22 protein-coding genes are annotated in these 24063 nt (G+C 40.4%); 10 read left to right on the forward strand and 12 right to left on the reverse strand.

Features of this window, described 5'->3' with window-relative positions:
• The first annotated feature begins 16 nt into the window (after window positions 1-16).
• A complete protein-coding gene (locus tag ACHWSC_RS13325; protein WP_394677073.1) occupies window positions 17-856 on the forward strand; it encodes a cold-shock protein in 840 nt (279 codons plus the stop codon).
• Window positions 857-1022: 166 nt separating this feature from the next.
• Here ACHWSC_RS13325 and ACHWSC_RS13330 read toward each other — a convergent pair whose 3' ends face one another.
• Window positions 1023-1772 carry an SDR family oxidoreductase gene (locus tag ACHWSC_RS13330; protein WP_394677074.1) on the reverse strand — a complete coding sequence of 250 codons (750 nt, stop codon included), beginning with the start codon at window positions 1770-1772 and terminating at the stop codon, window positions 1023-1025.
• 78 nt (window positions 1773-1850) lie between these two features.
• Here ACHWSC_RS13330 and ACHWSC_RS13335 point away from each other — a divergent pair, with 78 nt between their 5' ends.
• Entirely contained in the window at window positions 1851-2192 is a 342-nt protein-coding gene (locus ACHWSC_RS13335) for a winged helix-turn-helix transcriptional regulator (protein WP_394677075.1), read from the forward strand.
• Between the two features lie 11 nt (window positions 2193-2203).
• Here the strand turns inward: ACHWSC_RS13335 and ACHWSC_RS13340 are convergent, their stop codons facing one another.
• Window positions 2204-4048 carry an alpha-L-fucosidase gene (locus ACHWSC_RS13340; protein ID WP_394677076.1) on the reverse strand — a complete coding sequence of 615 codons (1845 nt, stop codon included), beginning with the start codon at window positions 4046-4048 and terminating at the stop codon, window positions 2204-2206.
• Entirely contained in the window at window positions 3981-5264 is a 1284-nt protein-coding gene (locus ACHWSC_RS13345; RefSeq protein ID WP_288061372.1) for a Gfo/Idh/MocA family protein, read from the reverse strand. The genes ACHWSC_RS13340 and ACHWSC_RS13345 overlap by 68 nt, the downstream gene beginning before the upstream one ends.
• A 349-nt stretch (window positions 5265-5613) precedes the next feature.
• On the opposite strand from ACHWSC_RS13345, the gene ACHWSC_RS13350 reads away from it, so the two are divergent.
• On the forward strand, window positions 5614-6483 hold the full coding sequence (locus ACHWSC_RS13350; protein WP_394677077.1) for a DMT family transporter: 870 nt from the start codon (window positions 5614-5616) through the stop codon (window positions 6481-6483).
• 91 nt (window positions 6484-6574) lie between these two features.
• Here the strand turns inward: ACHWSC_RS13350 and ACHWSC_RS13355 are convergent, their stop codons facing one another.
• Window positions 6575-8257, reverse strand: a complete 1683-nt coding sequence (locus tag ACHWSC_RS13355; protein WP_394677078.1) for an FAD-binding dehydrogenase — start codon at window positions 8255-8257, stop codon at window positions 6575-6577.
• A gap of 321 nt (window positions 8258-8578) precedes the next feature.
• Between ACHWSC_RS13355 and ACHWSC_RS13360 the strand changes: the two genes are divergently transcribed.
• Both ACHWSC_RS13360 and ACHWSC_RS13365 read left to right on the forward strand, forming a co-directional pair.
• Complete coding sequence (locus tag ACHWSC_RS13360) at window positions 8579-9562, forward strand: aldo/keto reductase (RefSeq protein ID WP_394677079.1); 984 nt, start codon at window positions 8579-8581, stop codon at window positions 9560-9562.
• A gap of 9 nt (window positions 9563-9571) precedes the next feature.
• A complete protein-coding gene (locus ACHWSC_RS13365) occupies window positions 9572-9700 on the forward strand; it encodes a hypothetical protein (protein WP_394677080.1) in 129 nt (42 codons plus the stop codon).
• Between the two features lie 19 nt (window positions 9701-9719).
• On the opposite strand, the gene ACHWSC_RS13370 is transcribed toward ACHWSC_RS13365, so the two are convergent.
• From ACHWSC_RS13370 to mgrA, 3 genes are all read right to left on the reverse strand, one after another.
• Window positions 9720-10706: a Gfo/Idh/MocA family protein gene (locus tag ACHWSC_RS13370; RefSeq protein ID WP_394677081.1), complete on the reverse strand. Its 987-nt coding sequence runs from the start codon at window positions 10704-10706 to the stop codon at window positions 9720-9722.
• Window positions 10707-10797: 91 nt separating this feature from the next.
• Window positions 10798-11280: a YdeI/OmpD-associated family protein gene (locus ACHWSC_RS13375; protein ID WP_394677082.1), complete on the reverse strand. Its 483-nt coding sequence runs from the start codon at window positions 11278-11280 to the stop codon at window positions 10798-10800.
• 19 nt (window positions 11281-11299) lie between these two features.
• Window positions 11300-12286 (reverse strand): L-glyceraldehyde 3-phosphate reductase, encoded by a 987-nt coding sequence (gene mgrA, locus ACHWSC_RS13380; RefSeq protein WP_394677083.1) that lies wholly within the window; start codon window positions 12284-12286, stop codon window positions 11300-11302.
• A gap of 279 nt (window positions 12287-12565) precedes the next feature.
• On the opposite strand from mgrA, the gene ACHWSC_RS13385 reads away from it, so the two are divergent.
• From ACHWSC_RS13385 to ACHWSC_RS13395, 3 genes are all read left to right on the forward strand, one after another.
• The gene (locus ACHWSC_RS13385) at window positions 12566-13606 is read left to right on the forward strand and encodes a sensor histidine kinase (protein ID WP_394677084.1); all 1041 of its coding nucleotides are present in this window, start codon (window positions 12566-12568) and stop codon (window positions 13604-13606) included.
• The gene (locus ACHWSC_RS13390) at window positions 13596-14285 is read left to right on the forward strand and encodes a LytR/AlgR family response regulator transcription factor (protein ID WP_394677085.1); all 690 of its coding nucleotides are present in this window, start codon (window positions 13596-13598) and stop codon (window positions 14283-14285) included. The genes ACHWSC_RS13385 and ACHWSC_RS13390 overlap by 11 nt, the downstream gene beginning before the upstream one ends.
• A gap of 154 nt (window positions 14286-14439) precedes the next feature.
• Window positions 14440-16971 carry a TonB-dependent receptor domain-containing protein gene (locus ACHWSC_RS13395; RefSeq protein ID WP_394677086.1) on the forward strand — a complete coding sequence of 844 codons (2532 nt, stop codon included), beginning with the start codon at window positions 14440-14442 and terminating at the stop codon, window positions 16969-16971.
• 77 nt (window positions 16972-17048) lie between these two features.
• Here ACHWSC_RS13395 and ACHWSC_RS13400 read toward each other — a convergent pair whose 3' ends face one another.
• The 3 genes from ACHWSC_RS13400 to ACHWSC_RS13410 all read right to left on the reverse strand — a co-directional run bounded on the left by ACHWSC_RS13400 (window position 17049) and on the right by ACHWSC_RS13410 (window position 18927).
• On the reverse strand, window positions 17049-17759 hold the full coding sequence (locus ACHWSC_RS13400) for an HAD family hydrolase (protein WP_394677087.1): 711 nt from the start codon (window positions 17757-17759) through the stop codon (window positions 17049-17051).
• Window positions 17760-17858: 99 nt separating this feature from the next.
• Window positions 17859-18308, reverse strand: a complete 450-nt coding sequence (locus tag ACHWSC_RS13405) for a hypothetical protein (protein WP_394677088.1) — start codon at window positions 18306-18308, stop codon at window positions 17859-17861.
• 52 nt (window positions 18309-18360) lie between these two features.
• Window positions 18361-18927, reverse strand: a complete 567-nt coding sequence (locus ACHWSC_RS13410) for a Crp/Fnr family transcriptional regulator (RefSeq protein ID WP_394677089.1) — start codon at window positions 18925-18927, stop codon at window positions 18361-18363.
• Window positions 18928-19227: 300 nt separating this feature from the next.
• Here ACHWSC_RS13410 and ACHWSC_RS13415 point away from each other — a divergent pair, with 300 nt between their 5' ends.
• Together ACHWSC_RS13415 and ACHWSC_RS13420 are read left to right on the forward strand one after the other, a co-directional pair.
• Window positions 19228-20328 (forward strand): hypothetical protein, encoded by a 1101-nt coding sequence (locus tag ACHWSC_RS13415; protein ID WP_394677090.1) that lies wholly within the window; start codon window positions 19228-19230, stop codon window positions 20326-20328.
• Between the two features lie 161 nt (window positions 20329-20489).
• On the forward strand, window positions 20490-21245 hold the full coding sequence (locus ACHWSC_RS13420; protein WP_394677091.1) for a helix-turn-helix domain-containing protein: 756 nt from the start codon (window positions 20490-20492) through the stop codon (window positions 21243-21245).
• A gap of 52 nt (window positions 21246-21297) precedes the next feature.
• Here ACHWSC_RS13420 and ACHWSC_RS13425 read toward each other — a convergent pair whose 3' ends face one another.
• Both ACHWSC_RS13425 and ACHWSC_RS13430 read right to left on the reverse strand, forming a co-directional pair.
• Window positions 21298-22890: a family 16 glycosylhydrolase gene (locus ACHWSC_RS13425; RefSeq protein ID WP_394677092.1), complete on the reverse strand. Its 1593-nt coding sequence runs from the start codon at window positions 22888-22890 to the stop codon at window positions 21298-21300.
• Between the two features lie 280 nt (window positions 22891-23170).
• Window positions 23171-24004: a universal stress protein gene (locus ACHWSC_RS13430; RefSeq protein WP_145327879.1), complete on the reverse strand. Its 834-nt coding sequence runs from the start codon at window positions 24002-24004 to the stop codon at window positions 23171-23173.
• Window positions 24005-24063: the final 59 nt, after the last annotated feature.

Here is a 24063-nt window from a genome sequence, read left to right on the forward strand (position 1 = left end):
CATTACCTTTATACTATTGAAACAAAACTCAACCCCAGCCATGTTTATCGGCGCAGTCAAATGGTTCGACAATAACAAAGGATTTGGTACTCTTGCGTTACCTTCCGGAGAAGAACTCTTTGTGCATATACGCAGGTTTAAAGTTCCTCCAGAACATATTATTCAACCTGGAGAAGTTATTGTTGGCGATAAGAAACCCGACCCTAAAAGGAGCGGTTATCTCGCCCAGAACTGCAGGATTCTCAAAAGGCCCGAAGATTGGAAATTCGTCATCTCGCTCCTCGACAAAGAACACACCGTACTCCTCCCCGACAGCCACGGTCGAGAACAAAAGCATAACTTAACCTCATTAACAGCAAGACAACTTTTAAGAACCCAGCCCAGAGAACATATTGTGGCCATGCTGACCGCTAATTTTGGTGTTCATTTTGATAGCTCAATTTTCATTTCCTATGCCGAATTGATCGACAAAAGCATTACTGGTGTTTTTGAGAAAGAAACCGCTTACGATATACTTTCCAAGGTGTTCGAATACTTTGGGAAACATGTCTCACATCAAATTCTATTTCGCGTATGGAAGGAAAGCATGTTTAGGTATATTGGCTATCCGGCGGAAGGCGACTACGAAATTCCTGAGCTTGTATTTAATCTGAATGCCACCGAAATCAATTGTGAGGATCTGGCGAGAATAAACACTTACAGCTTTGGCAAATCTTTTTGCACTGATTTTGTAAATGCTTTATTTGAAGACATAGAAACAATGGACAAAAAGGATATTGAACCATTGTTACCTTATATTGAGTTTTTGGAGAATGAGGATTCTATTGAAAAAATACAGACGCTGCTGCAAGAATAGCTGAAACTATTTAATGCTGTAAAATTAGCATGCAATCCGCCCCAATATAATAAGCGAGATCAGACAAAGAATCTGAACTATTGATTATCCTTCGTATGATAATAATTGAATATCTACGAAGGATAAGTTCTTCACCTAAAGTCCTCTTTATGCGCTATGTAGGTGGTTAAGAATGATTGATCCCCATTCCACCGTCCAAAACAAAATCAGCACCAGTGATGTAAGATGCATGATCACCACTCAAATAAACAACCATTTTAGCGACGTCTTCGGCTGTACCTATCTTTTTGAGTGGAGATTCTGCTGCCAACTTATTCCAAATATTTTCGACAGTCTGCTGGTCATAATTCTTGTTAAGCACATCTGTCCTAGTCGGACCCGGACTCACCGTGTTTACACGAATTTTACGGTTTGCAAGCTCCATTGCCGCTGTTTTGGCGAAGGAATTAACGGCCGCTTTACTCGCTTGGTAAATCGAACTCGCTGGCATATTTAAGGTAGCTACATTAGAAGAAAGAATAACGACAGACGCACCATCGCGAAGTAGAGGGATAAATCTGCTCAATGTAAAATATGAACCTTTTAAATTGATATCCATTACTGCATCAAAATTCGCTTCTGATGCTTCATCAATAAAACCTCCTTCACCTGTAATACCGGCGTTTATAAATAGGACATCAATATATCCAAACCGATCTTTTATTTCCTGAGCAAGTTTTTCAATATCTTGCAGTATAGCCTGATCCGCCACGTAAGCTGTTGCTCCTATCCGCTCAGCAGCTTGATCAATAGCTTGCTTTCTTCTTCCTGTAATAATAACTTGTGCTCCATTTTCACTAAACTCCTTTGCTGTTGCGAAACCAATTCCACTATTCCCTCCCGTAACTAAGACGACTTTGTTTTCTAAATTTTCCATTGTTCTATTTTTTTGACAAATATATTGGGTATTTGATATACATTTGATACCAGTATAATAGAGTATACCAAAATTACCATGGAAAGAAATCAAGTAGAAGAACTAAGAGCATTACAAGACACCCTGTATTTTATAGGCGGAAAATGGCGTATTCCTATTATCAATTCACTATGCAACGGTAATAAACGGTTTCGAGAAATTGAACGAAGTATCCCTGGTATCACGACACGTATGCTGTCCAAAGAATTGAAAGATATGGAACTCAACAAGCTTGTTAACAGAAAAGTCAATCCGGACAGCCCTGTGCTAATTGAATACCTACCGACTGCCTATTGCCGGACATTTGGTAATATCATCCAAGAAATGATTAACTGGGGCCGAGAGCACAGAAAGGTGATTATTGAAGAATCTGTAGAATAGACTTTTGAGCTCTATTCTACAGATTTAAATCGAAGTGCAGTAAGACTGAGTTTATCACCATCGCCCTCCACTAAAGAAACAGTAATTTTGTAGCGCCCCGGAGCCTTAAATTTCATCCATCCCCAAGGGTACCAATTATACACAGAAGAGGCCGCTTGCTGATTCTGCACGATCTCCCCAGCCGAGTTTTCGATCTTCCACACCACTCTCCCCTGCCCCGTATAATTTAGATCAATTTGATAATAGCCTGGCTTAACAATGTCTATAGCATACGTTAGTTTACTTTCATCAGTCCATTGCCCTACTTGAACCACATGCTTCCATTCACCGAATTTTTCCATCCAGGATTTTCCAGTTTTATTACATCCTTCAACTTCAGCAAAATCAACAGGCACAATTGTCTCCATGGCCGGATCAACTCCCAACATTTTATCAATAACGGGCATTTCCCGCATAACTACCTCAATGACAGAAACCAATGGATCGGGGGCTACACCTGGCGTATTGATTTTTAACCATTTTCCATCGAACGTGTAATTCAAGGACTTTTTGCCGTTGGAAGTTAAAAGGCTAATCGACTTTATCCCTTTTGTTAGGCCCGGAACAAACAACTTTCCATTGATCGGCCAATGATAGACCAACAATGAAATTTTACGTCCCTGCACAGTAGCATCTCCCCAGGGTAAGGCATGCCCCCAAGGTGACGCCTGTGCACCATAAACGGTCTCAGGATATTTTCGGATCCAGGCACCCGCACCGCGCAACGCTAAACTCGCTGGTTCTGGAATAGTCCCGTCGGGTTTAGGCCCAACATTTAACATATAGGTCCCACCCCGACCGATAGTAGACAATGTACGTGACAAGATCTCACGAGCACTCTTCCAATTATTGTCGTACCAAGCATAACCCCAAGAATCGTTGGTTACATCTACTGCTTCCCAAAGACCCGGAACATTCTGCCGCGGCACTTCCATATCTCCTAAAGTAGAATAATCACCAAGCCCATGCCCCACTCGCCCCGACACAAATGCTCCGGGTTGATTTTTATGAACCAATTCAACAAGCTTTTGTGCATATTTCTTGTCCATTCCCCCAGGAGTATCGAACCAGACCAATTCTATCGGTCCATACTCAGTTGTAATCTGATTCACCTCAGGATAACATTTTTCCCAAAAATAATCATCAAATGTTTTCGGTTGACCAGCTACATTCACCTTTGGGCCTCCATTTCCGCCAGGATAAGTCCAATCCTGATTTTGCGAATAATAGAAGCCAAAACCGATCCCACCTTCCTTACATGCTTTCGCGAGCTCAATCATTGGATCGCGCTTAAAGTCAGTCGCCTCAACAATATTAAAAGAATTCACCTTAGAATGAAACATTGAAAATCCATCATGATGTTTACTTGTAATCACGATGTAACGCATTCCAGCATCTTTTGCAAGCTGCACAATAGCTTTAGCATCAAAATGATCTGGACGGAAAGAACCCGCAGCAGCCATATAGTCCGCAACAGGGATATTGGCCACGCTCTTGTTCATGAGCCATTCCCCTATGCCATAAAACGTTTTTCCCTTCCAGGTATTTGCCAGCTGCGAATAGATTCCCCAATGGATAAACATCGCATATTTGCCTTCACGGAACAGTTTCCCTCTATTTTGGGCGATCGGTTTATTTCCCCCTTCACCATCCCACATGTGTTCCATCTGTTGCGCTGAAACCTGGTTCACAACCAACCCCGCCAGTGCTAGACAAAACAATATCTTTTTAATACCTATTTTTAACATCTTAGACTTTGGGCAGGTTATAACCATTGTGATAAACTTTCGCCAGGTACTGGTCGGCATCCTTATCATTGAAACTGCGCTTTTGCTTGTCCCAGAACAATTTCTTTTTGGCCCGATAAGCAATATTTCCCATTTGTGAGAATATCGCGATATGTGCCCCAGCTTCTATCGGAGCATGTAAACCCTCCACAGATTTCTTTCTAACTGCTTCTACAAAATTAACCATATGCTTGTCCAATCCATTGTCCTGTGAACGTTGAAAAGAGACAGCATCCATTCGCCCTTTCTCCGGGATAACCTCCCACCCCTCACGATTGACCACCAAAGTACCATTATTGCCAATGAAAGCAACTCCGTGAGTCTTTTGGTAAGGCCCCAAATCTATACCTGTTGCCTGCTCCCATTGAACATTAAATCCATCAAACTCGTATACCGTTGTTAAACTATCTGGTGTTTCAGCGGCATCGTCAGGATAAGCAAATTTACCTCCAGCAGCCATAACCGAAACAGGATCTGATACTTTCATTCCAATTAGCGCATAATCCAACATATGTACCCCCCAATCGGTCATCAAGCCCCCCGCATAATCCCAATACCATCTAAAATTGAAGTGAAAACGATTGGGATTAAATGCACGTTTTGGTGCTGGCCCCAACCATTTATCATAATGTACTCCCGCGGGAACAGGAGCGTCTGCCTGAACCGGGATACTCTTCATCCAACCTTGATAAGCCCAAGCCTTAACAAGACGTATTTTCCCCAATTTTCCGCTATGAACAAAATCCATCGCATCTCTGAAATGTTGTTGGCTTCGTTGCCATTGCCCAACCTGTACAACGCGTTTATGCTTTTTCGCAGCTGCAACCATAATTTCGCATTCCCGAATGGAGTTTCCAATCGGTTTTTCGACATACACATCTTTTCCGGCCGCAACAGCATCAACCATTTGCATACAATGCCAATGATCGGGGGTAGCGACAATAACAACATCAACGTCATTTGCTTTTAGGAGGTCTTTATAATCGATATAAGTCTTCACATTGATATTGCGTTTCTTTAATTCCTCAGCTCGATTCCCCAAAACATTTTCATCGACATCACATAATGCCGTACACTGCACTCCCGGTACCTTCAAGATGGCGTTCAGATTAGACCAGCCCATTCCGTTTGTACCGATCAGCCCTACACGAACCGTATCAGCTTGGAAACCGAATACTTTCGTCTGTGCAAAAAGTGCTGATGCAGCCAATAGACTCGTATTTCGGATAAATTCTTTTCTCTTCATTGTTTAGTTTGGTTTATATTGATATTGTGTATTCATTACTAGGAAGACGATTAACTTGGGATCCCCCCTAGCGAGATTACTAATATAACATTTAGTCTTTAGGATGAAGAATATTAATCCAAACAAAATAGCTGAAATATAACACTTTGAATACTGTAGATAATTTCTATATTTGTTAAAAACAATCATAAAACCATGGGCCGAAGAACTTGTCTTTCTCCTCCAGCAAAATAATATAGCGCATTGTCAAACGAATAATGGCTTCCGATCAGGAGCAAATTCGGATGATATAAGGATTAACTATTTATTTAGCTTTTAAATTTCCCTTTATGGGAAAGACATTTCTCTTATGAAAAAATCATATTTAGTACTTCATACCGCAGTACTGCTCGCAGGATTCACCGGTGTTTTCGGCAAGCTTATTACCCTCAATCAAATACCACTCGTCTGGTTTAGGGTCTTACTTTCAACAATCATCTTATTCCTCGTTCTCAAATTATTCAAAATTGAGCGTTTAAAATCCACTAAAGATGCGTTTAAAATTGCGAAAGTCGGCGTATTAATCACCATCCACTGGATATTTTTTTATGGTAGCATTAAGTTTTCCAACATTTCCATTGGCGTTGTTTGCTATTGTCTGACCAGTTTCTTTACCGCTGTATTAGAGCCAATCATCAACAAGAAAAGATTTAGCGCAGCGCAGCTCATGTTAAGTATGCTGACATTGATCGGAATCAGTTTAATCTTTCATTTTGATAGCTCTTATCAACTTGGGATTATTTTGGGTGTAATTTCAACTATTTTTGCGGCTCTATATACCATTTACAACGAGCGATTAGTCAAACAATATGATAGTAAATTGCTCAATTTTTATCAGATGCTTAGTGGCACCGTTGTATTGGGATTTGGACTACCCATTTTCTATTATCTATTTCCTACCGAACGTTTTATACCGAGCTTTTCTGACGGGGTCTATTTAATCTTGCTGGCTTTATTTTGTACAGTTGGCCTTTATGTTCTTTTTGCTGAATCACTCAAGAAGTTATCTGCATTTACAGTCAATTTGAGTTTCAATCTCGAGCCCATCTATTCAATTATCATTGCTTTTTTATTCTTCAACGAAGGCAAACAAGTCAATGCTTCCTTCTATGTTGGACTCGCTCTTGTACTCGTTTCTGTTCTTCTCCAAACGATGCGCTCTATCAGAAAAAAAGCTTAATAGTTCCTTATTCCATAGGCAAACATCGCATTGATTGCCTATGGAACCTCTATTTTAACATGAAGAAAAGAATTAATTTTCATCAGATTTCTTAGACAGATGGTGCCTTTGGTAGACTCGCAATATGTTGTCCGGCTTTCATGCCGGAGAAAATACATCCTCCCAAAAACGTGCCTTCCAGTGCCCGATAGCCGTGCATCCCGCCACCACCAAATCCAGCCACCTCACCGACAGCATATAAGCCCTTTATCACCTTGTCATCCTTTGTTAGTACTTGTGCTTGGAGATTCGTTTTAAGACCACCTAAGGTTTTCCGGGTCAGTACATGGAGACGTACCGCAATGAGCGGTCCATTTTCCTGCGCCAGGATTTTATGAAGGGCTGCCACTCGGCCTAATCTATCACCACGGTAATTCCGTGTATTCCTGATATAGTTCACTTGCGTGTCTTTTGAGAACTTATTATCTACTTCCCGGTCACGCGCTTCAATTTGCGATTTAATTGCTTCATAGTCCAATAAATCCTCCCCTGTCAAACGATTCATACGAACGACCAGATCCTTTAGATTGTCCGAAACAATAAAATCAGATCCTTTTTCCTTAAAAGCCTCAACAGGCCCGGGAGCATTTTTCCCAAAAATGCGTTTCAAAAATAATCTATAATCCTTGTTGGTAATATCTGGATTCTGTTCTGAGCCCGAAAGAGCAAACTCTTTTTTGATAATCTTCTGCGTCAGAATAAACCAGGAATAAGAAAAGCCTGACTCTTGCAGGTGTTTGAGTGTACCCAAGGTATCAAATCCAGGCAAATAAGGAGCGGGAAGTCTGTTACCGCGGGCATCAAACCACAGCGAAGAGGGCCCAGGCAAGATACGGATGCCGTGTTTAGGCCATATTGGATTCCAATTTTCAATCCCTTCCGTATAATGCCACATGCGATCGCGGTTTATCATATGAGCCCCAACCTCTTCCGCAATTCCGATCATTTTTCCATCGACATAGGCGGGAACACCTGAAATCATTTGTGACGGTGCTTTACCTAATCGTTCAGGCCAGTTTTCGCGTACCAATTGATGATTTGCGCCGATCCCTCCAGAAGCAATAACGACCTGATCTGCATAATATTCAAACGCTGCAAGAATAGTTCTGTTGGTTTCAACACCCCTTGCCTGGTGATCGTCTGCCAATATATCACCTCCAATTCCAATTACCGCACCATCTTGCGTTAGCAATTTTGTTACGCGATGTCGAAAGCGAAACTGCAGAAGACCTTTTTCCTGCGCAGCATAAGCTTTATCCACAAAAGGTTTCACCACTCCGGTTCCGGTCCCCCAACTGACATGAAATCTAGGAACCGAATTACCATGCCCCGAGGCCGAACCATCACCGCGCTCCGCCCAACCGACCATAAACATCAGCTTTATACCAAGCTTAGCGATGTAGGCAGACTTTTCTTCTGTTGCAAATTTCAAGTAGGCCTCAGCCCATTGTCGTGGCCAATAATCCTCCTCACGGTCAAACCCGGCAGTCCCCATCCAATCCTGTCGGGCAAGTTCATAAGAATCTTTGATACCCATTAGACGTTGTTGTGGCGAATTGATAAGAAAAAGTCCCCCGAAGGACCAATAGGCCTGTCCCCCTAGATTTTCTTCCGTTTCCTGATCTACAAGAAGCACTTTCTTACCAGCATTGGTGACTTCCATTGCTGTCGTAAGTCCTGCTAAACCCGATCCAATAATAATCACATCAGGTTTAAATTGTTCTACTTTTTGCATTGTTATTCTTTTACCGAACAGCTATCCCAATAAAAATGTGATTGCTCACAAGACCAACTGCCTAATATAAATTTACTAGTTTGAGCAGGATTGCACAAGAAAAACTTAACAGGAATCCCGCGGTACTTTCCTTAAAAAACACCCAATAATATATCACAAAAATGATAGAATAACCTAATTTAAATTATTTTAATAATAAAAATCAGGGTTATAACTTTGTGCTATCAATCATTCAAATAATAATAAGCGCCATTTCGAACAGATTTATTTGATAAAAAAGGTGCATTAGCGTAATAAATAATTTTAATAAAAAATAAAAAAATGGAATACAGAAAATTAGGAAAAACAGATTTAGAATTATCAGCAATTACTTATGGAGCTTTCGCCATTGGCGGCAACATGTGGGGCGGAAATGAAAAGAAAGATTCTATTGATTCTGTAAAAGCATCTATCGACAATGGTGTCACTACATTGGATACAGCCCCTTTTTATGGATTTGGTTTAAGTGAAGAAATGATCGGTGCGGCAATACAGGGTTATGATCGGACCAAAATACAGCTATTGACCAAATTTGGTTTGGTATGGGACGGCAGTAACCAAGGAAAAGGTGAATTTTTCTTTGATGCAGAAGAAGCTGGTAAAACTATTCCAGTTTATAAATATTCGTCAAAAACTAGTGTAATTCATGAAGTAGAGAATAGCCTAAAACGCTTACGTACGGACTACATCGATCTACTTCAGATTCACTGGCCAGATAGCACGACCCCGATTTCGGAAACGATGGAAGCCTTGGATCTTCTTTTACAACAAGGTAAGATCCGTGCCGCCGGCGTCAGCAATTATAGTGTCGATCAAGTTTCAGAAGCACGGAAGAACCTCAACATTGCAAGTAATCAAGTTGGTTACAGTATGCTAAACCGAGGTATCGAACAGGACCTTGTTCCTTATGCAAAGGAAAATGATCTAGGTATCATTGTATATAGCCCTATGGAACGCGGTTTATTAACCGGTAAATATTTTAATACAGGTAAATTAAAAGAAAACGACCACCGCAATGGTTATTTCCAACAATTTGATATGGCCAAGGTAAAGACTTTCTTGGATACCATCAGTCCAATTGCCACTAACAAAGGTGTAACACTTTCTCAATTGGTATTACGCTGGACCAGTCTACAGCCTGCAATCACTGTGGTTTTGGCAGGTGCCCGAAATGCAGAACAGGCCATAGCAAATGCTCAAGCCATCGATATCACGCTTACCGCCGAAGAACTATCATTTATCAATCTTGCTTTAGCAAAAATTTAACATGCAGCGATGAACAAATTCAATCAGTTGACAGTACTCCTTATGGGTGTACTGTCACTCACAGCATTGCAAGGCAATGCGCAAAATAAAACACTGCTGGTAGACCCAACAGATAGTACCTGGCATCAGGCTGCTTAGGATAAGAACGACGATAACATTATTGCCTTATTGTCGAAAAGTTATCGATAATCTTCATCAGAACCAAGGCTTCCTCAATCGGAGATGGATTTGGCCCGATACCGCGGAAATAATCTACCGTACGCGAAATCATCGGCAATTGAATATTTTCAGGATGATCAAATATAAATTCCTTCTCTCCATCTCTTGTTTTGACAATAACTGAATTTCCAAAAACAGAAAAAGTAATATGCCCAAGGCTTCCTACCATTTCAACCTTATCTACCTGGTTTTCTTTGGCAACATTAAAACACCAACTTCCATTGAAGACAAGCTGATTTTCAAACAAAATGGTCCCTGTGGTCAGATCAGCTACAGCACTTTCTTTATCCTGAATCAAGCTAAAACCATCGTATGAAACCGGCATTCCAAAAAAATAGAGCATCAAATCCAATTGATGTGGGGCTAAATCAAAGAAATAACCTCCTCCCGAAACAGCAGGATCAGTACGCCAATCTCCGCCACCTTTGGTCACTAGGTCGGGCATTCTACTCTGCCATAAACGCAATTGTACCGTCCTTAACTCACCAATTTCACCATTTCCAACAAGCTCCTTAACCTTCAGAAACAAAGGCAATTGCCGCCTATAATGTGCAACTACCAACTTCCCGTCTCTTTCTTTAACTTCCTGCAATAATGTTTCTGCTTCTATCGCATTTAACGTAACGGGCTTTTCAACATAAACAGATTTCCCGCTACGCAGGGCAGATCGTGCATACGCGAGATGAGATGACGGTGGCGTTGCTACATAAATTGCATTGAGATCGATATTATCGAGCAAATCGTCAGCGTCTGAATACCACAAGGGTACTTGATGTCGACTAGCATAATCAGCAGCTTTCGCCGCATCTCTTCGCATTACAGCCATTAGCTGACTATTATTTATGCGATTAAACGCTGGTCCGCTTTTTTTTTCTGTGACATCACCACAGCCGATGATACCCCATACAATTTTAGGATTATCCATAAGTATATTTAAATTATTACTAAAATTCTGACCAATAATCCTGATATCTGGCCAGAATTACAGTACACACATCGAAGACCGGTCTGATTACTTAGGGCTTTTCACGTCCCACAAATCGGTTTTTACCCAAAAGAAAACCGATTGCCCTTTCGATATTTTTTCTTCGACTATCCGCAGTTTTTAAGGAAGAAATATAGCGGATGATTTCCTTTTGCTTTGATGGAGACAATCCATCGAATACCTGCAGAGCTTCCTTATTTAGTGCAAATGCTGCTTCGAGTTCGGGGTGAGGCAAAATAGTGCGGTCTTCCGGATCAAAAGCGATTGTTACGGCTAAGGTCTCACCGATTCGTTTCGGCGAATTCGACAATATAACCGTGTTAATGTACAGTCTCCACTCCCCCTTAAACCGCAGCAACGTCTGAACATAATCCTTTTCATTCACTTTTCCTTTCACAGGAATATATCCCTTGTTTATTCCTGCATCCTTAAATAGGTTTTCAAGAATATCCGTAGGAACAAAAACAAAAGGATTGATACCAATAATTTCCAATTGTGCTTCAAAGGCAAACATGATATGATCAATTAGGTGATTAATTATGCTTCAGAATAGTATCGATATGCGTCAATTCATCCGTCGTAAAGTCCAACCTGTCCAAGGCCTTGAGGGAATCAACCAGCTGCTCACTATTTCTGGCCCCTACTAAAACCGAGCTTACGCGTTCATCTTTCAACAACCATGCAATTGCCATTTGCGCCAATGTTTGCCCTCTTTGTACCGCAAGATTATTCAACCGGTCGATCTTCTCCATTAATTCTGGAGTGATCATTTCACTTTTCAAAAAATGTTCTTTCGAAGCGCGTGAATCTGCCGGAATGCCGCCGAGATATTTGTTGGTCAGCAGTCCCTGTGCCAAAGGTGAAAAAGCGATCGCTCCGATTCCTTCTGCCTGCAGCACATCCAAAAGTCCCTCCTCAGGTGTCCGCACCAGCATCGAATACTTAGGCTGATGAATAAGGCATGGTGTCCCCATGGCACGCAATAACGCAGCAGCTTTCTGAGCAAGATCAGGAGGATAATTGGACAAGCCTACATAGCAGGCCTTTCCTTGATGAACAATATCTCGCAATGCTGCCATTGTCTCTTCCAACGGTGTATTTGGATCCGGTCGATGATGGTAAAATATATCCACATAATCTATACTCATCCGTTTTAAGCTCTGATGTAGACTAGCCATCAAATATTTACGGCTTCCCCAATCACCATACGGCCCCGGCCACATGGTATACCCAGCTTTCGTGGAAATTAAAAGTTCATCACGATAGCCCACAAAATCGGTACGCAATAGCTGTCCAAAGTTCTCTTCGGCACTTCCCGGAGGAGGACCATAATTATTGGCAAGGTCAAAATGGGTGATCCCACGATCAAAAGCGGTCAGCAAGGTTTTCCGGAATACAGCTTGAATATCGGTTTCACCAAAATTTTGCCAAAGCCCCAATGATATGGCTGGCAAGAGAATACCACTCTTCCCACAGCGTCTGTAGGGCATATTCTGATATCGGTCTGGATTGAATGTCACGTTACAAAGTTTATACCTGCAAAATACAAAACTATTTCCAACAGTCCAGCGTATTTCCCGCTTTCATCTTCTTTCGCAAACCTCTTTTTAACATTATATCATTTAACAGCAGGTCATGTTTCTAACACCAAATCGATTAGCAACAGGTCATGATAACCTTAGGAAAACAGGCTTCGATGCATAATTCTTTTTGCATAGAAACGTATTTATATTGCATATAAAAAGCAATTTATCTAAGTTTGGTCTTATCCAAAAGTAAAGGGATTAATTAGACATAACATGATTGGCAGATTCTTCAGAAAATTCTATTTACATATTGTCATCTGGACCATATTACTGCTGTTACCCTTTATAACGTATCTCTACCAGCCGGATAAGATCGCTGATTTCAAAGCCTATTCGGCATTATCGCATTTAGTAAATATTGTATTTCTAGCTACTCATTTTTACTTGCATTGCTACGTTGTTGCGCCCACCTATTTTTTTGGTCGTAGAAAGATCTTTGTACTATTAATCGCAATTGGGTTCGCCACCTACGTCGCGCTGAACTACTGCATAGTCTATTTTAATCCAGCTGGAGAGCTTGCTCATCTGAAGAAGGAAAATATTCTTTTCGTACGCTTGGTCATTGGCCCAGGCATTATTTATTCCCTTTGTATGATCACGTCTTCAATGATCTTCCTCTACGATGAACAAGCGCGACAAAAGGAACTCAACAAACAGATTGCGCTTGAAAAAACAACGGCAGAACTAACGATGTTAAAACTTCAGATCAGCCCGCATTTCCTATTCAATACACTTAATAATATCCGTTGGCTCATTCGTAAACAATCACCAGATTCCGAAGACACTATTGTTAAGTTATCCGACATGCTACGCTATATACTCTACGAAGTAGACGGCCCCAAAGTCGAACTTTTTAAAGAGATCGACCATATGCGCAATTTTATCGCCTTACAGACCCTTCGTCTTCCTATCCAAGGAAATATAACACTAGATATCGAAGACAGGGTCAAAAATAGAATGATCCCCCCATTACTCTTCATACATTTTGTGGAGAATGCATTCAAGTATGGTGTGGATAGCAAAACTGCACCACAGATACAGTTTCAATTTCAGAAGACTCAGGGCGGCATTATTTTTATATCCCGCAATAGAATCTTGCAACATACAGAACCGCGTCCAAACGAAGGTATAGGACTGACTAATGTACGCAGACGATTACAATTATTGTATCCCAATCGACATGACCTCAGCATCAGAAAAACCGATGTTGGAGATTTCGAAGTCACCCTCAAACTGATGACCGATGAAGATTAAATGTATACTCATAGATGATGAACCCTTCGCACTCAACATTTTAGAAGACGACTTGTTGAATTTTGAGCAAATCGAAGTCGTTCATAAATTTAATGCGACGGCCGAAGCGGAAGAATATTTAAAAGATCACGCTATCGATCTAATTTTTTTGGATATTGAAATGCCCGATCAATTGGGCACGCAGTTTATTCGCGAGCTCGCTCCCCGCCCTTTGGTTATCTTCACCACGGCCTATCACCAATATGCTGTTGAAGGTTTCGAGCTAAATGCCATTGATTATCTGCTTAAGCCGATCTCAAAAGAACGACTCGCAGCTGCAGTCCGAAAAGTGGAAGAAGGTATGCTGCTCCGTGCAAAACAGCTCCCCGAACAGGATCATATTATCGTCAATGTAGAATACAAAAAGACGAAAATTTTTCTCCATGAAATCAGCTACATAGAAGGCTTGAAAGACTATGTAAAAATATACCTGGTGGACCGTGAATCGCCCCTTCTTACGCGCAGCAACCTCCGTGGAATGGAAAAAATATTACCTACAATAGACTTCCTACGCATACATAATTCTTTTATTGTCAATAAAAATCGTATTGAGCAGGTCGCCCAAAACAAACTCACCCTACCTGAAACCGCCCTTCCTATTGGTAAAAAATATATCAAAAATATCGAACAGTTTATCTAATGCTACCGCCACAAATTGAATCGATGCATTTATCCGTTCGTCTACACATTGGCCGCTTCGGTCTACAGATGATTGCATAGCTAAAAAATCCTTTTCAAATTTGTGGACTATCGAACAGCCTAATCCGCGTAGCCGGTAGAATAGCAAAGAAAAAATGAAAAGATTTATAGCAATAGCGCTAATGGCAACTGCGGTTGCTTCCGTACACGCTCAAGCCCCTGCAGGTGGTCGTCCTGCTTTCGCCATGTCCGAAGGTCAGCTCTCGGGCCAAATTGTGGACAGCAACGGGAAACCTATCTCACAAGCTTCCGTGAATTTATTGAAGGTTATCAAGGATCAAGCTACAGGTAAAGAAAGGGAAATCCTCGTAAAAAGTTCCAGCTCTTCAGAAAATGGAAAATTCAATTTCGCAGCCATTTCGCCAAAAGAAAAATGGAAGCTAAAAATTAGCTCCGTAGGCTATGCACCTATAGATCTAGCTGTAGACTATAGCGATAGCAAAACAACAACCAAAGATCTAGGTGCGATCAAACTGGAAAATGACAACCGTAAACTCGATGAAGTTACCGTGACTGGCCGCAAGGCACTACTCGAAATGGACATCGACAAAAAAGTCTTCAACGTAGAGAAAAATATCGTTGCAGCTGGCGGTACTGCGATCGATGTACTTCGCAATATGCCTTCTGTACAAGTAGATATCGACGGAAACGTAAAACTGAGAAATGCAGCCCCTACAATTTTTGTCGATGGAAAACCTACAACACTCAGCCCTGACCAGATTCCTGCCGATGTGATCGATAAAATCGAAATTATCACAAATCCATCTGCCAAATACGACGCTTCCGGAAGTATGGCCGGTATCCTCAACATTATTCTGAAGAAAAATAAGAAAGCTGGATACAATGGTATGGTCACCTTAGGTGGGGACCGCTTTGGTGGAACTAACTTTATGGGTAGTTTAAATCTGCGTCAAAATAAATTCAATATCTCACTGACGGGAATGAATATGCGCATGCGGACCAACACCGAGGGCGACAGCCACCGTACCAGTACAATTAATGGCGTAGAATCAACAGTAGATCAAGATATTGAAGGCAAAACAAAAGGTATGATTACCTTTGGCCGGCTCGGCGTAGATTACGACTTAAGTCCCAAAACAACGCTATCTGTAGCCGGCGTATTGGTTCAGGGTAAATTTAAGCCGAATGAGAACTCGTCGATCTTAACCACCTCTGGCAATAGCAAATCACTCAGCGATCGGATTTCCGAGTCTGAAAGAAGCTTTAAGCCACGTGGATTGCAAGCTGGTCTCGTCCAAAAATTCAAAACTGAAGGCGAGGAATTATCTGTGGATTTCAATTATTTTGGCGGTAACAACACATCCAATGGTTTATACACCACCAATTACCTCAATGCAAGCAGCGAAATCAGCGGAACTCAGATCCAAAAAAACATCGGTTCTGGTGATAATAAGTTCATGACTGTGCAGGCAGATTATGTCAAACCATTTAAAAATGGGATGAAACTCGAAACTGGTGTGCGTGCACAGATCAATAAACTCAAAAATCTCAACAACAATTCCCTAAAAGCAGTGGACAAAGATGATTTTGAGAATATCACCGCAGCTTCAGCCAACTATAACAATAAGAACAGCGTCTATGCAGCCTATGCCTCACTTGGAGGAAACCTCAAGGACTGGGTATCCTATAAAGTTGGGCTGCGCGCAGAAAGCTCAACGTACGACGGTGAACTTTTGAATACAAACGAAAAGTTCCACAACAAGTATCCCCTGAGCTTATTTCCTTCTTTGTTCTTGAGCAAAAAGCTAACCGAAAAAGACCAAATACAGATGAGCGTAACCCGTCGTGTCAACCGTCCGAACTTCTTTCAGCTCATACCATTTGTTGACTACACGGATAGCTTAAATATTACACGTGGTAACCCTGACCTTGTACCCGAATTCACCACTTCTGGCGAACTTTCCTACAGCCGTACACATGGAAAAGGTACATTTTTGGCAACGGTATACTATAAACGTACAAACAATCTAATTACACGTTACCTGACACAGGAACTCAATCCGGTCACGAACAAAATGGATTTCATTAACACCTATATCAATGCCAATTCCAGCAAAAATTATGGGGCAGAATTTACTTTTACCAATAATCTCAAAAAATGGTGGGACCTGACTGCAGACCTTAACTTCTATAATTCCAAAATTGAGGTGGATGAGAAAACGCCTTCGGAAGGTATGTGGACAGTATTTGGAAAATTGAACAATACATTCAACTTACAGAAAAACTGGAATCTACAGCTAGCGTTTGAATATCAAGGCAAAACAAATATGCCAGTTACACAGGGACAAACATTCGGTCCACCAATGAACCAGGCGCAAAGCTCTTCACAAGGCTATATCAAACCATTCTATGGTATCGACTTTGCCATCAAGAAAAGCTTCTTGAAAAATCAGGCTGCCTCAGCAACATTGGCCATCAATGATATCTTCAGAACACGCGGCAATACCATTGTTTCATCGGGTGAAGGGTTCTCTCAAACCTATTATCGACTTTCTAATCCGCAGTTGATCAAATTGAATCTTTCCTACCGTTTTGGAAAAATGGATATGAATATGTTTAAGAAAAACAAAAACCAGAATTCAATGGAAGGCATACAAATGCAATAACATGTGGATCATATCACAATCAAAAGCGGGTATTTCTTGTAGGAAATACCCGCTTTTTTATTAAACAGCGCCAAAGACTAGACGACTGTATTGGATATATTTTTCTTTTCAAGTATTTCAACAATTTCCAGTAGATCATCAATCACATAATCGGGATTTGCCGATCTGAGTTGAGCCGCATCATGTGCACCTGTTGTTATGCCTATACTCAAAGCGCAACCCGCTTGTTGCCCCTCCTGTATATCAATAATAGAATCACCAATTTTAACGACAAAACCCGGATCCGTAATTTCAAATTTTTGCATGGCGAGATGAATCATATCTGGATAAGGTCTGTTTCGAGGTACATCAGAAGCAGTAATTAATGCATCTACGTCTTTGCCAACTTTCCAATTAAGCTTCTCCAAAAGTGACTCAGCTGTCTTACGATCATAGCCCGTATTGAGCACACGCAAGATACCGCGCTCTTTCAAGATCGCAAAAAGTTCTTCCCCATTCGCGTTAGGGTAAATTTCCTCGACTTCATAAGCGTGTTCCAAGTCTTGCAAAAACAAAGTAAACATCCGTTGAGCCAATTCATCATCATCAACATCCAAACTATTTTTGAGTACAGTCTTAATTGCCTGTAGCTTCTCCTTACCTGCAGCGTGGGCCAATACCTCTGTTAATGTCAGTTCGTATCTCCCTACCGTATTTATTGCATTTCTAAGCGTCTTATAAACAATATTATTTTCGTTCACTGTCGTACCCGCCATATCAAATACGACCATCTTGATAGCTTCTTTCATTTTATTCAATCTAAAAGTTTAGCAAAAATAAAAAAATGTTAAATAAAACTAAACAACACTATGTTAATTTATTGCTATGCTTTGGTTAAGAAAACTACTTTAACGAACCACAAAATAATAGGTCCAGGCGATCAGCAAGATTTGAAACGGAATACGAAACCACAAATAGTTTGGACCGGCGCCATCAAAAGTAGCCGTCTCATAATTGATACGCCTTAAGTTTGCCCGAATATTTGTAGGTAATACAAGTAGAAAGAAGACAATTAAAAGATTTCCCGTTATCCGACTCACCTGGGGGACAAATAGTCCAATTGCGGCCATGAATTCCATTAAACCGGTTCCATAGATCATTTCTTTTTTAAATGGAACGAAATCGGGTAGCATCAACATCATTCCTTTGGTATAAAGTAGGTGTCCCAATGCTGTGAACAACAGCATCACCGCCAATCCAACTTTACCCGCTAAAAGAATATCCATCTCCCCCTTCAATAGCAATAGGATGAGATTGGAAATAATGCAAACGACAATTAAAACAAAAAATGGTTTCATCTTTTTTATAACAAAAATAGGTGCCCTTCCTTTTTTTATCAATGAACATTTGTTAATAAATTTCTTTCCTGATCCGGCTTAACGATTGCGGTCTAATACCAATATAAGAAGCCAGATATTTTAAGGGAATGTTGCGAATCAGTTCGGGTTGCTCACGCATCAAATTGATATACCTGGTTTTTGCCGAATCTTCAAGTAGCGTCAGTTCCCGTTTCATTTTTTTTAGAAAAATGTCCTCAACCGCTTTCCGACCAATTAGGTTACCAACCGTTGTTGTTTGATATACTGCATGGAGATCCTCAAACGATATCCGCCATAAAATACAATCTGTTATTGCCTCGAGATGATACGATGAAGGCTGCTGCGTCAAGAAGGAATCGTACCCACTTACAAAAGAGTTTTCGAAAGCAAATCCAAAAGTAAAATCATAGTCCAGTTTTGGGATATTGAAACGTACAATTCCTTTTTCAATAAAAGATAAATACTGTTCAGTTTTTCCGATTTCCAAAATCAATGACTTTTTTGGAAACTCCATCTTAACAAGCCTAGCGGAAAATACTTCCCAGTCCGTATCATTCATGACAACGAGCGATTCAAAATATTCTTTGATCTTGTCCATGATTCTTATTTTTTAAGAGCAAGATAAAAACTTCTGTTCAAATATGTCGTAATGATTATTTACTATTTAATCGATTATTTATTTCAACAAACATACGACCTATTTTACCAAAAAATATTAACTTAAACACAGTAAACTTTAATTATGCATATTCTTAACGAAAACGCCCCAGAACGGTGGCCTGCCTTTAGAAAATTAGGTTTTCGATTTTCCTTTATTTTCATTTTGTCGTTTATTCTTGTTTTTAATAACGGCACTTATCCCTTATATGGATATATCAGCACCCCTCTTACCCATTTTATGCAAAGGTTGACTCCCTGGTTTGCAGAAAATATATTGGGCTATTCTTACGACCACAGCATCTTCATCAACGGAAGTGGAGATACCTCCTATGCCTGGGTATCCCTATTGATCCTATTCTTGCTGGCATTAGTTGGGGCAGCTTTATGGTCCATATTGGATCGAAGAAGAGCCAGCTACACAATCCTTTTCTATTGGTTAACCACAGCAATACGCTATTATGTTGCTTTTATGCTTATTAACTATGGACTGTACAAAGTCTTCTATATGCAAATGCAACCGCCGAGGTTAACACAACTTCTCCAGCCATTGGGCGAGTATTCTCCTATGGGGCTGGCATGGACCTATATCGGTTACTCTCAAGGCTACAATATACTTATTGGTTCAGTAGAAATATTATCGGGCTTATTGCTTTTCAGAAAAACGGTGGTTGCTGGTGCACTAATTACGGTTGCGACCAGTATCAATATTATGGCCGTCAACTATTTTTATGACGTCCCCGTTAAAATGGTCTCTACAGCACTCCTGCTACTTTCCATATTTCTACTGCTTCCCTACTTAAAAGCATTGTTCGTAATTTTTATTTCAGGAAAACCTGTACAGTTACTCCCTATCCAACAACCCCTATTCAACAAAAGCTGGAAAAGAAAAAGCTTGTTTATCGCCAAATTGGCCGTGTTACTGCTCTTTATAGTGCAACAGAGCATGGGTATATTAAGTACAAAAAAAATGATAGCTGAGTACCTAACGAAGTCACCACTCTATGGAATCTACCGTATTGAACAAGCGGGAACACAGGGCAAATCAATCCCCCAAGATTGGCGACTTATTGTTTTCGAAATTGATAACAACAAGGTCTTAATACGCAACACAGACTATACCCCACAAAGGGAGAGCGTTGTTATTGATGCAGCCGGGAAGAAAATTACCCTAAACAATTATCAATTTGATTATCAGATCAACCCTGACGGAAATATTCTTCTGACAAAAACCTTTGATGACCATACAGCGCACATTAAACTTATTAAACAAGACGTGCAAGCGTTCGAATTAATACAGCGCAAGTTTCATTGGGTACAGGAATATCCCTATAATCGTTAAATAAGAATCGTAAAAACTCAATAAAACAAATCGTACACTTAACACCTCCCCAGACCAAAATAACTATGTTTAATGCTGCAAACATAACAACATGCGACGACGAGGTAGAGCATCTCGGTTTTTTATATCGCATGCGGAATATCAGGGTACACACCTACCATATGCTCAAAAGCAAAGAAGTGGTGACCCTTATCTTAATACATTCGAGCGGAGGTCGCCGTGAGATTGATCAGGAGCAACATAATATAATGGGTTATCAAATTCATCTAATGTTCCCCGGTCAGTCAAGTTATTTCTATTTTTTCAAAGAAACCGCTGTTTATCATTTTAGAATTCCCTGGCAAAATTTTGAAAAATTATGTCATGCGCTTTCAATCAACATAAAACTCCTTAAAGATTATCCGATACTTCAGGTCACGCCATCTAAATTTGAAACGCTCCGCTATGAATTCGATAAGATCCGTAATGAACTCTATCGCTATCAGCCACCATTATCACTCATTTTATCACGTTTGGCAACTAGCTTACTAGAGATTAACCACTCCTTAATCAACCACATCGATAATTTAGCACCATACGCTTATCCAGCCACCCTGAATCGCTTTCTTGAATTAGTAGAACTTCATTATAAACAAGAACACCATGTCGCTTATTACGCAAATTTACTGAATATAACTGCAAACAATCTTTGGATGCAAACACAGCAATACATGGAGACTAGCCCCCTCAAACTGATTCATAATCGTTTATTAAAGGAAGCTATGCACCTGCTGAGTTTGGGGCCCAATCCAATCAAGACTACACTGATTGAATTGGGTTTTGAGGACTCCGCTACTTTCTCTCATTTCTTCAAAAAACAGACAAATATGTCACCTTCAGCATATCAAAAGAAACATTTACCAAATAAAAAAACATAAAAAAGGCTCCTACGTGATATACATGGAGCCAATATTTATTAAGAAAACCGCATTATAACGATCTTTTTTTCAACGTGATATTATCCAAAAATGCATTTCCCGTTCCTACATTGGTAAATCCGATCCGAACAATTTTTTTATTCGGATTAATCTCCTTGCCAGTAACAAAATCAAGCTCCTGCTTTCCACCTTTTTTTCCTAAATCAGGTATTAACGTCTTTAAATTCGACAACTTTCCTGTTACGACAGCGACATCATCGACTTCCACCTGGACTTTGTCTCCTTTACTCCAATAGACAAGTTTGAAGTCTTGTTGGGGATCCAAATAAACATATTGCTCTATTTTTTGACCCGGCGCAAGTACCACCGCTTTACTCCCCTTTTCTCCGCGCCCTTCTTCGATGACCGCTGCTCCTTCCCAAGGTGCAAGGCCAGATTTATGCTCAAAATCTGGATTAGGCAATTCATTACCATCTTTTAAAGGCCAGTTATACGCCCGAATATAATCGACCTCCATATTGACTCCGCCTTCAGATCCATAGGCTCCAAGAAATACGTTCAAAAAGTGGTTGGGTGAATAAATCTGATTTTTATTCGTATATTCTTTGATCAGATCTCCATTGATATAATGTTTAATACTTGTAGGTGTCCACAATACCCCATGTGTTACCCATTGTCCGACATGTTCATACCCCTCTGCAATATGTGTAGCAAGATTACGTTGAAATACCCCTTTTTGATCAACATGTCCATGTATCACAAATTGAGCTGTAATATATTCGAAAACGTCGATTTCAAAAAGCTGTCCCTTGGGGCGAATGCCTTTAATTCCATCGACTTCGGATCCTTCTTGAACATAATAACGAATATCTGGTCCAGGTGAATCAAACCAAAAAGCGGTATTTGTTCCCTTGGGATTCCCCTGTCTGTTGCGCCTTACCTTAACTTCAAAGTACCCACCTTTGCTGTTGTCCAGTAAATTTTCATTGGACTTCCAATCATAGGTTTGGATGGATGAAATCTTCTGGTTGCCACCCGCTGTAAAAATCCGTTTGGGAATAGTATCGTTGACATACAGATTGATCGCTGATCCATTTAAAGTATAAGCAGGTTGTGGCAAACGATCATGCAACATTTCATCCTTGGATTTTGCATTCAGATAGTTCAAGGATGAAAAATAGTTGGTCGTCCATTTATTCCGATTAAGTAATTGATCGTTAAATTCATCCTGCCAATAGACTTCCATACCAACAGGAACTGCTCTTGAACTTGGATTCTTTTGCTCTTCATCGAGTTCAGTATTATCCAGCTGCCATCTCTTGCTCGTATACACTTTTCCATTTGCCAAGGATTTTCCTGTAGCAGATTCTATCCAGATATAATAGGTCGTTTCAGGCTCTACCTGCTGAATATAATAACGTTTGACACCTTCTGCCAATACCGCATTGGCTGTCTGCGGTTTCTTATTCGTTTTTGCCCAAAAGACTTTCGCTCCGGACATGCTCGGTTGATTATCCTTCATGTCTACTCGGATCCAACTCCGGGTACCCAATAGCTGTAATGGTACATTTGACCTTGTCGTTTGAGCCGATAGCCCTAGCGCTGACATTACCTGGATACCTGCAAGAAATAGATATTTTTTCACAATTTTCTTATTTTATAAACGAACAAACTATAGTCAATCTGCTTACGAACAGACTATAACCTTACGATAATAATGAGAATTATCAGCATTGGCAACTCTGATCAAAACGCAACCGTTTGTTCAATTTAGCGATTCCGAAAATTGGGACTTAAAAAATGGATCAGACAACTCGAATTTTCCGAGCTAACGCGTTCTGCAGCATTGGTAAAGTCAAGAAAAAAGATGTTTGGAAAATCCAAAAAGGCTTGATATATAGCGTAAAAAAAAGTTTCCATTCAGATTATTCATGCAAAACCAAAATCGCTTTAACTGATCGGTTCAAAACTTCATTCACCGTACTGCTTGCAAATAAACGGTAAATCATATTATGGTTGCGTTTGACCAAACACAGAATATCGGTCTGATTGTTTTCAACAAAGTCAATGATCGCATGTGATGGCCGTGTATCATCCTCATCCACATAATTAAAGTTGATATCTACGTTAGGAAGCAACTGCCGCATTTTTTTCTCCCCATTACGCACGAGCTTTTCGTCCAAATCCCTTTCTGAGACGTGTAGAATTTCCAACTTCTTGGGGTCCGAAAGCTTTAAAATACGATTGAGCGCTTTGACATCACGAACAGACAATTTTGTTGTTTTATAATCCGTTGCCAATGTAATGACTGGAATAACCGACAGATTACTTTCAGGAGGTACAATCAAGGTTGGAATACGCAATTTTGTCACAGCCATACTCGCATTACTACCGACAATTTCTTTAATGCCTGTCGCCCCAGTAATTCCCATCACCAAAAAAGAAACATCCGTATATTCAACATATTTTGTGACTACATTACGCAGATAACCTACTTCAACAACGGTTCTCACTTTGAGGTCATTGTATTTATTTTCCTGGACGACCTGATCAGTCCATTCTTGCAAAGCAGCACGTTTTCTAGCGTAATAATCTTCTATAAAGATCGCGTTATAAGTACTGTTGTTGATCCCTTCTGTCGGGTGTATGGCATGTACAACAGCAACTTCCATATTCAAACGAGAAGCCAAAGACAAGGCGTAACGCAAAGCATGACTTGCATTGATTGAAAAATCGGAGGCAACAAGAATTTGTTTCATTTTTTAAGTTTTTAATATTTACCTGTCAATAGCCATGTGTACAAATGCAATGGATGACA

Source organism: uncultured Sphingobacterium sp. (assembly GCF_964277905.1).
GTDB classification, from domain to species: domain Bacteria; phylum Bacteroidota; class Bacteroidia; order Sphingobacteriales; family Sphingobacteriaceae; genus Sphingobacterium; species Sphingobacterium siyangense.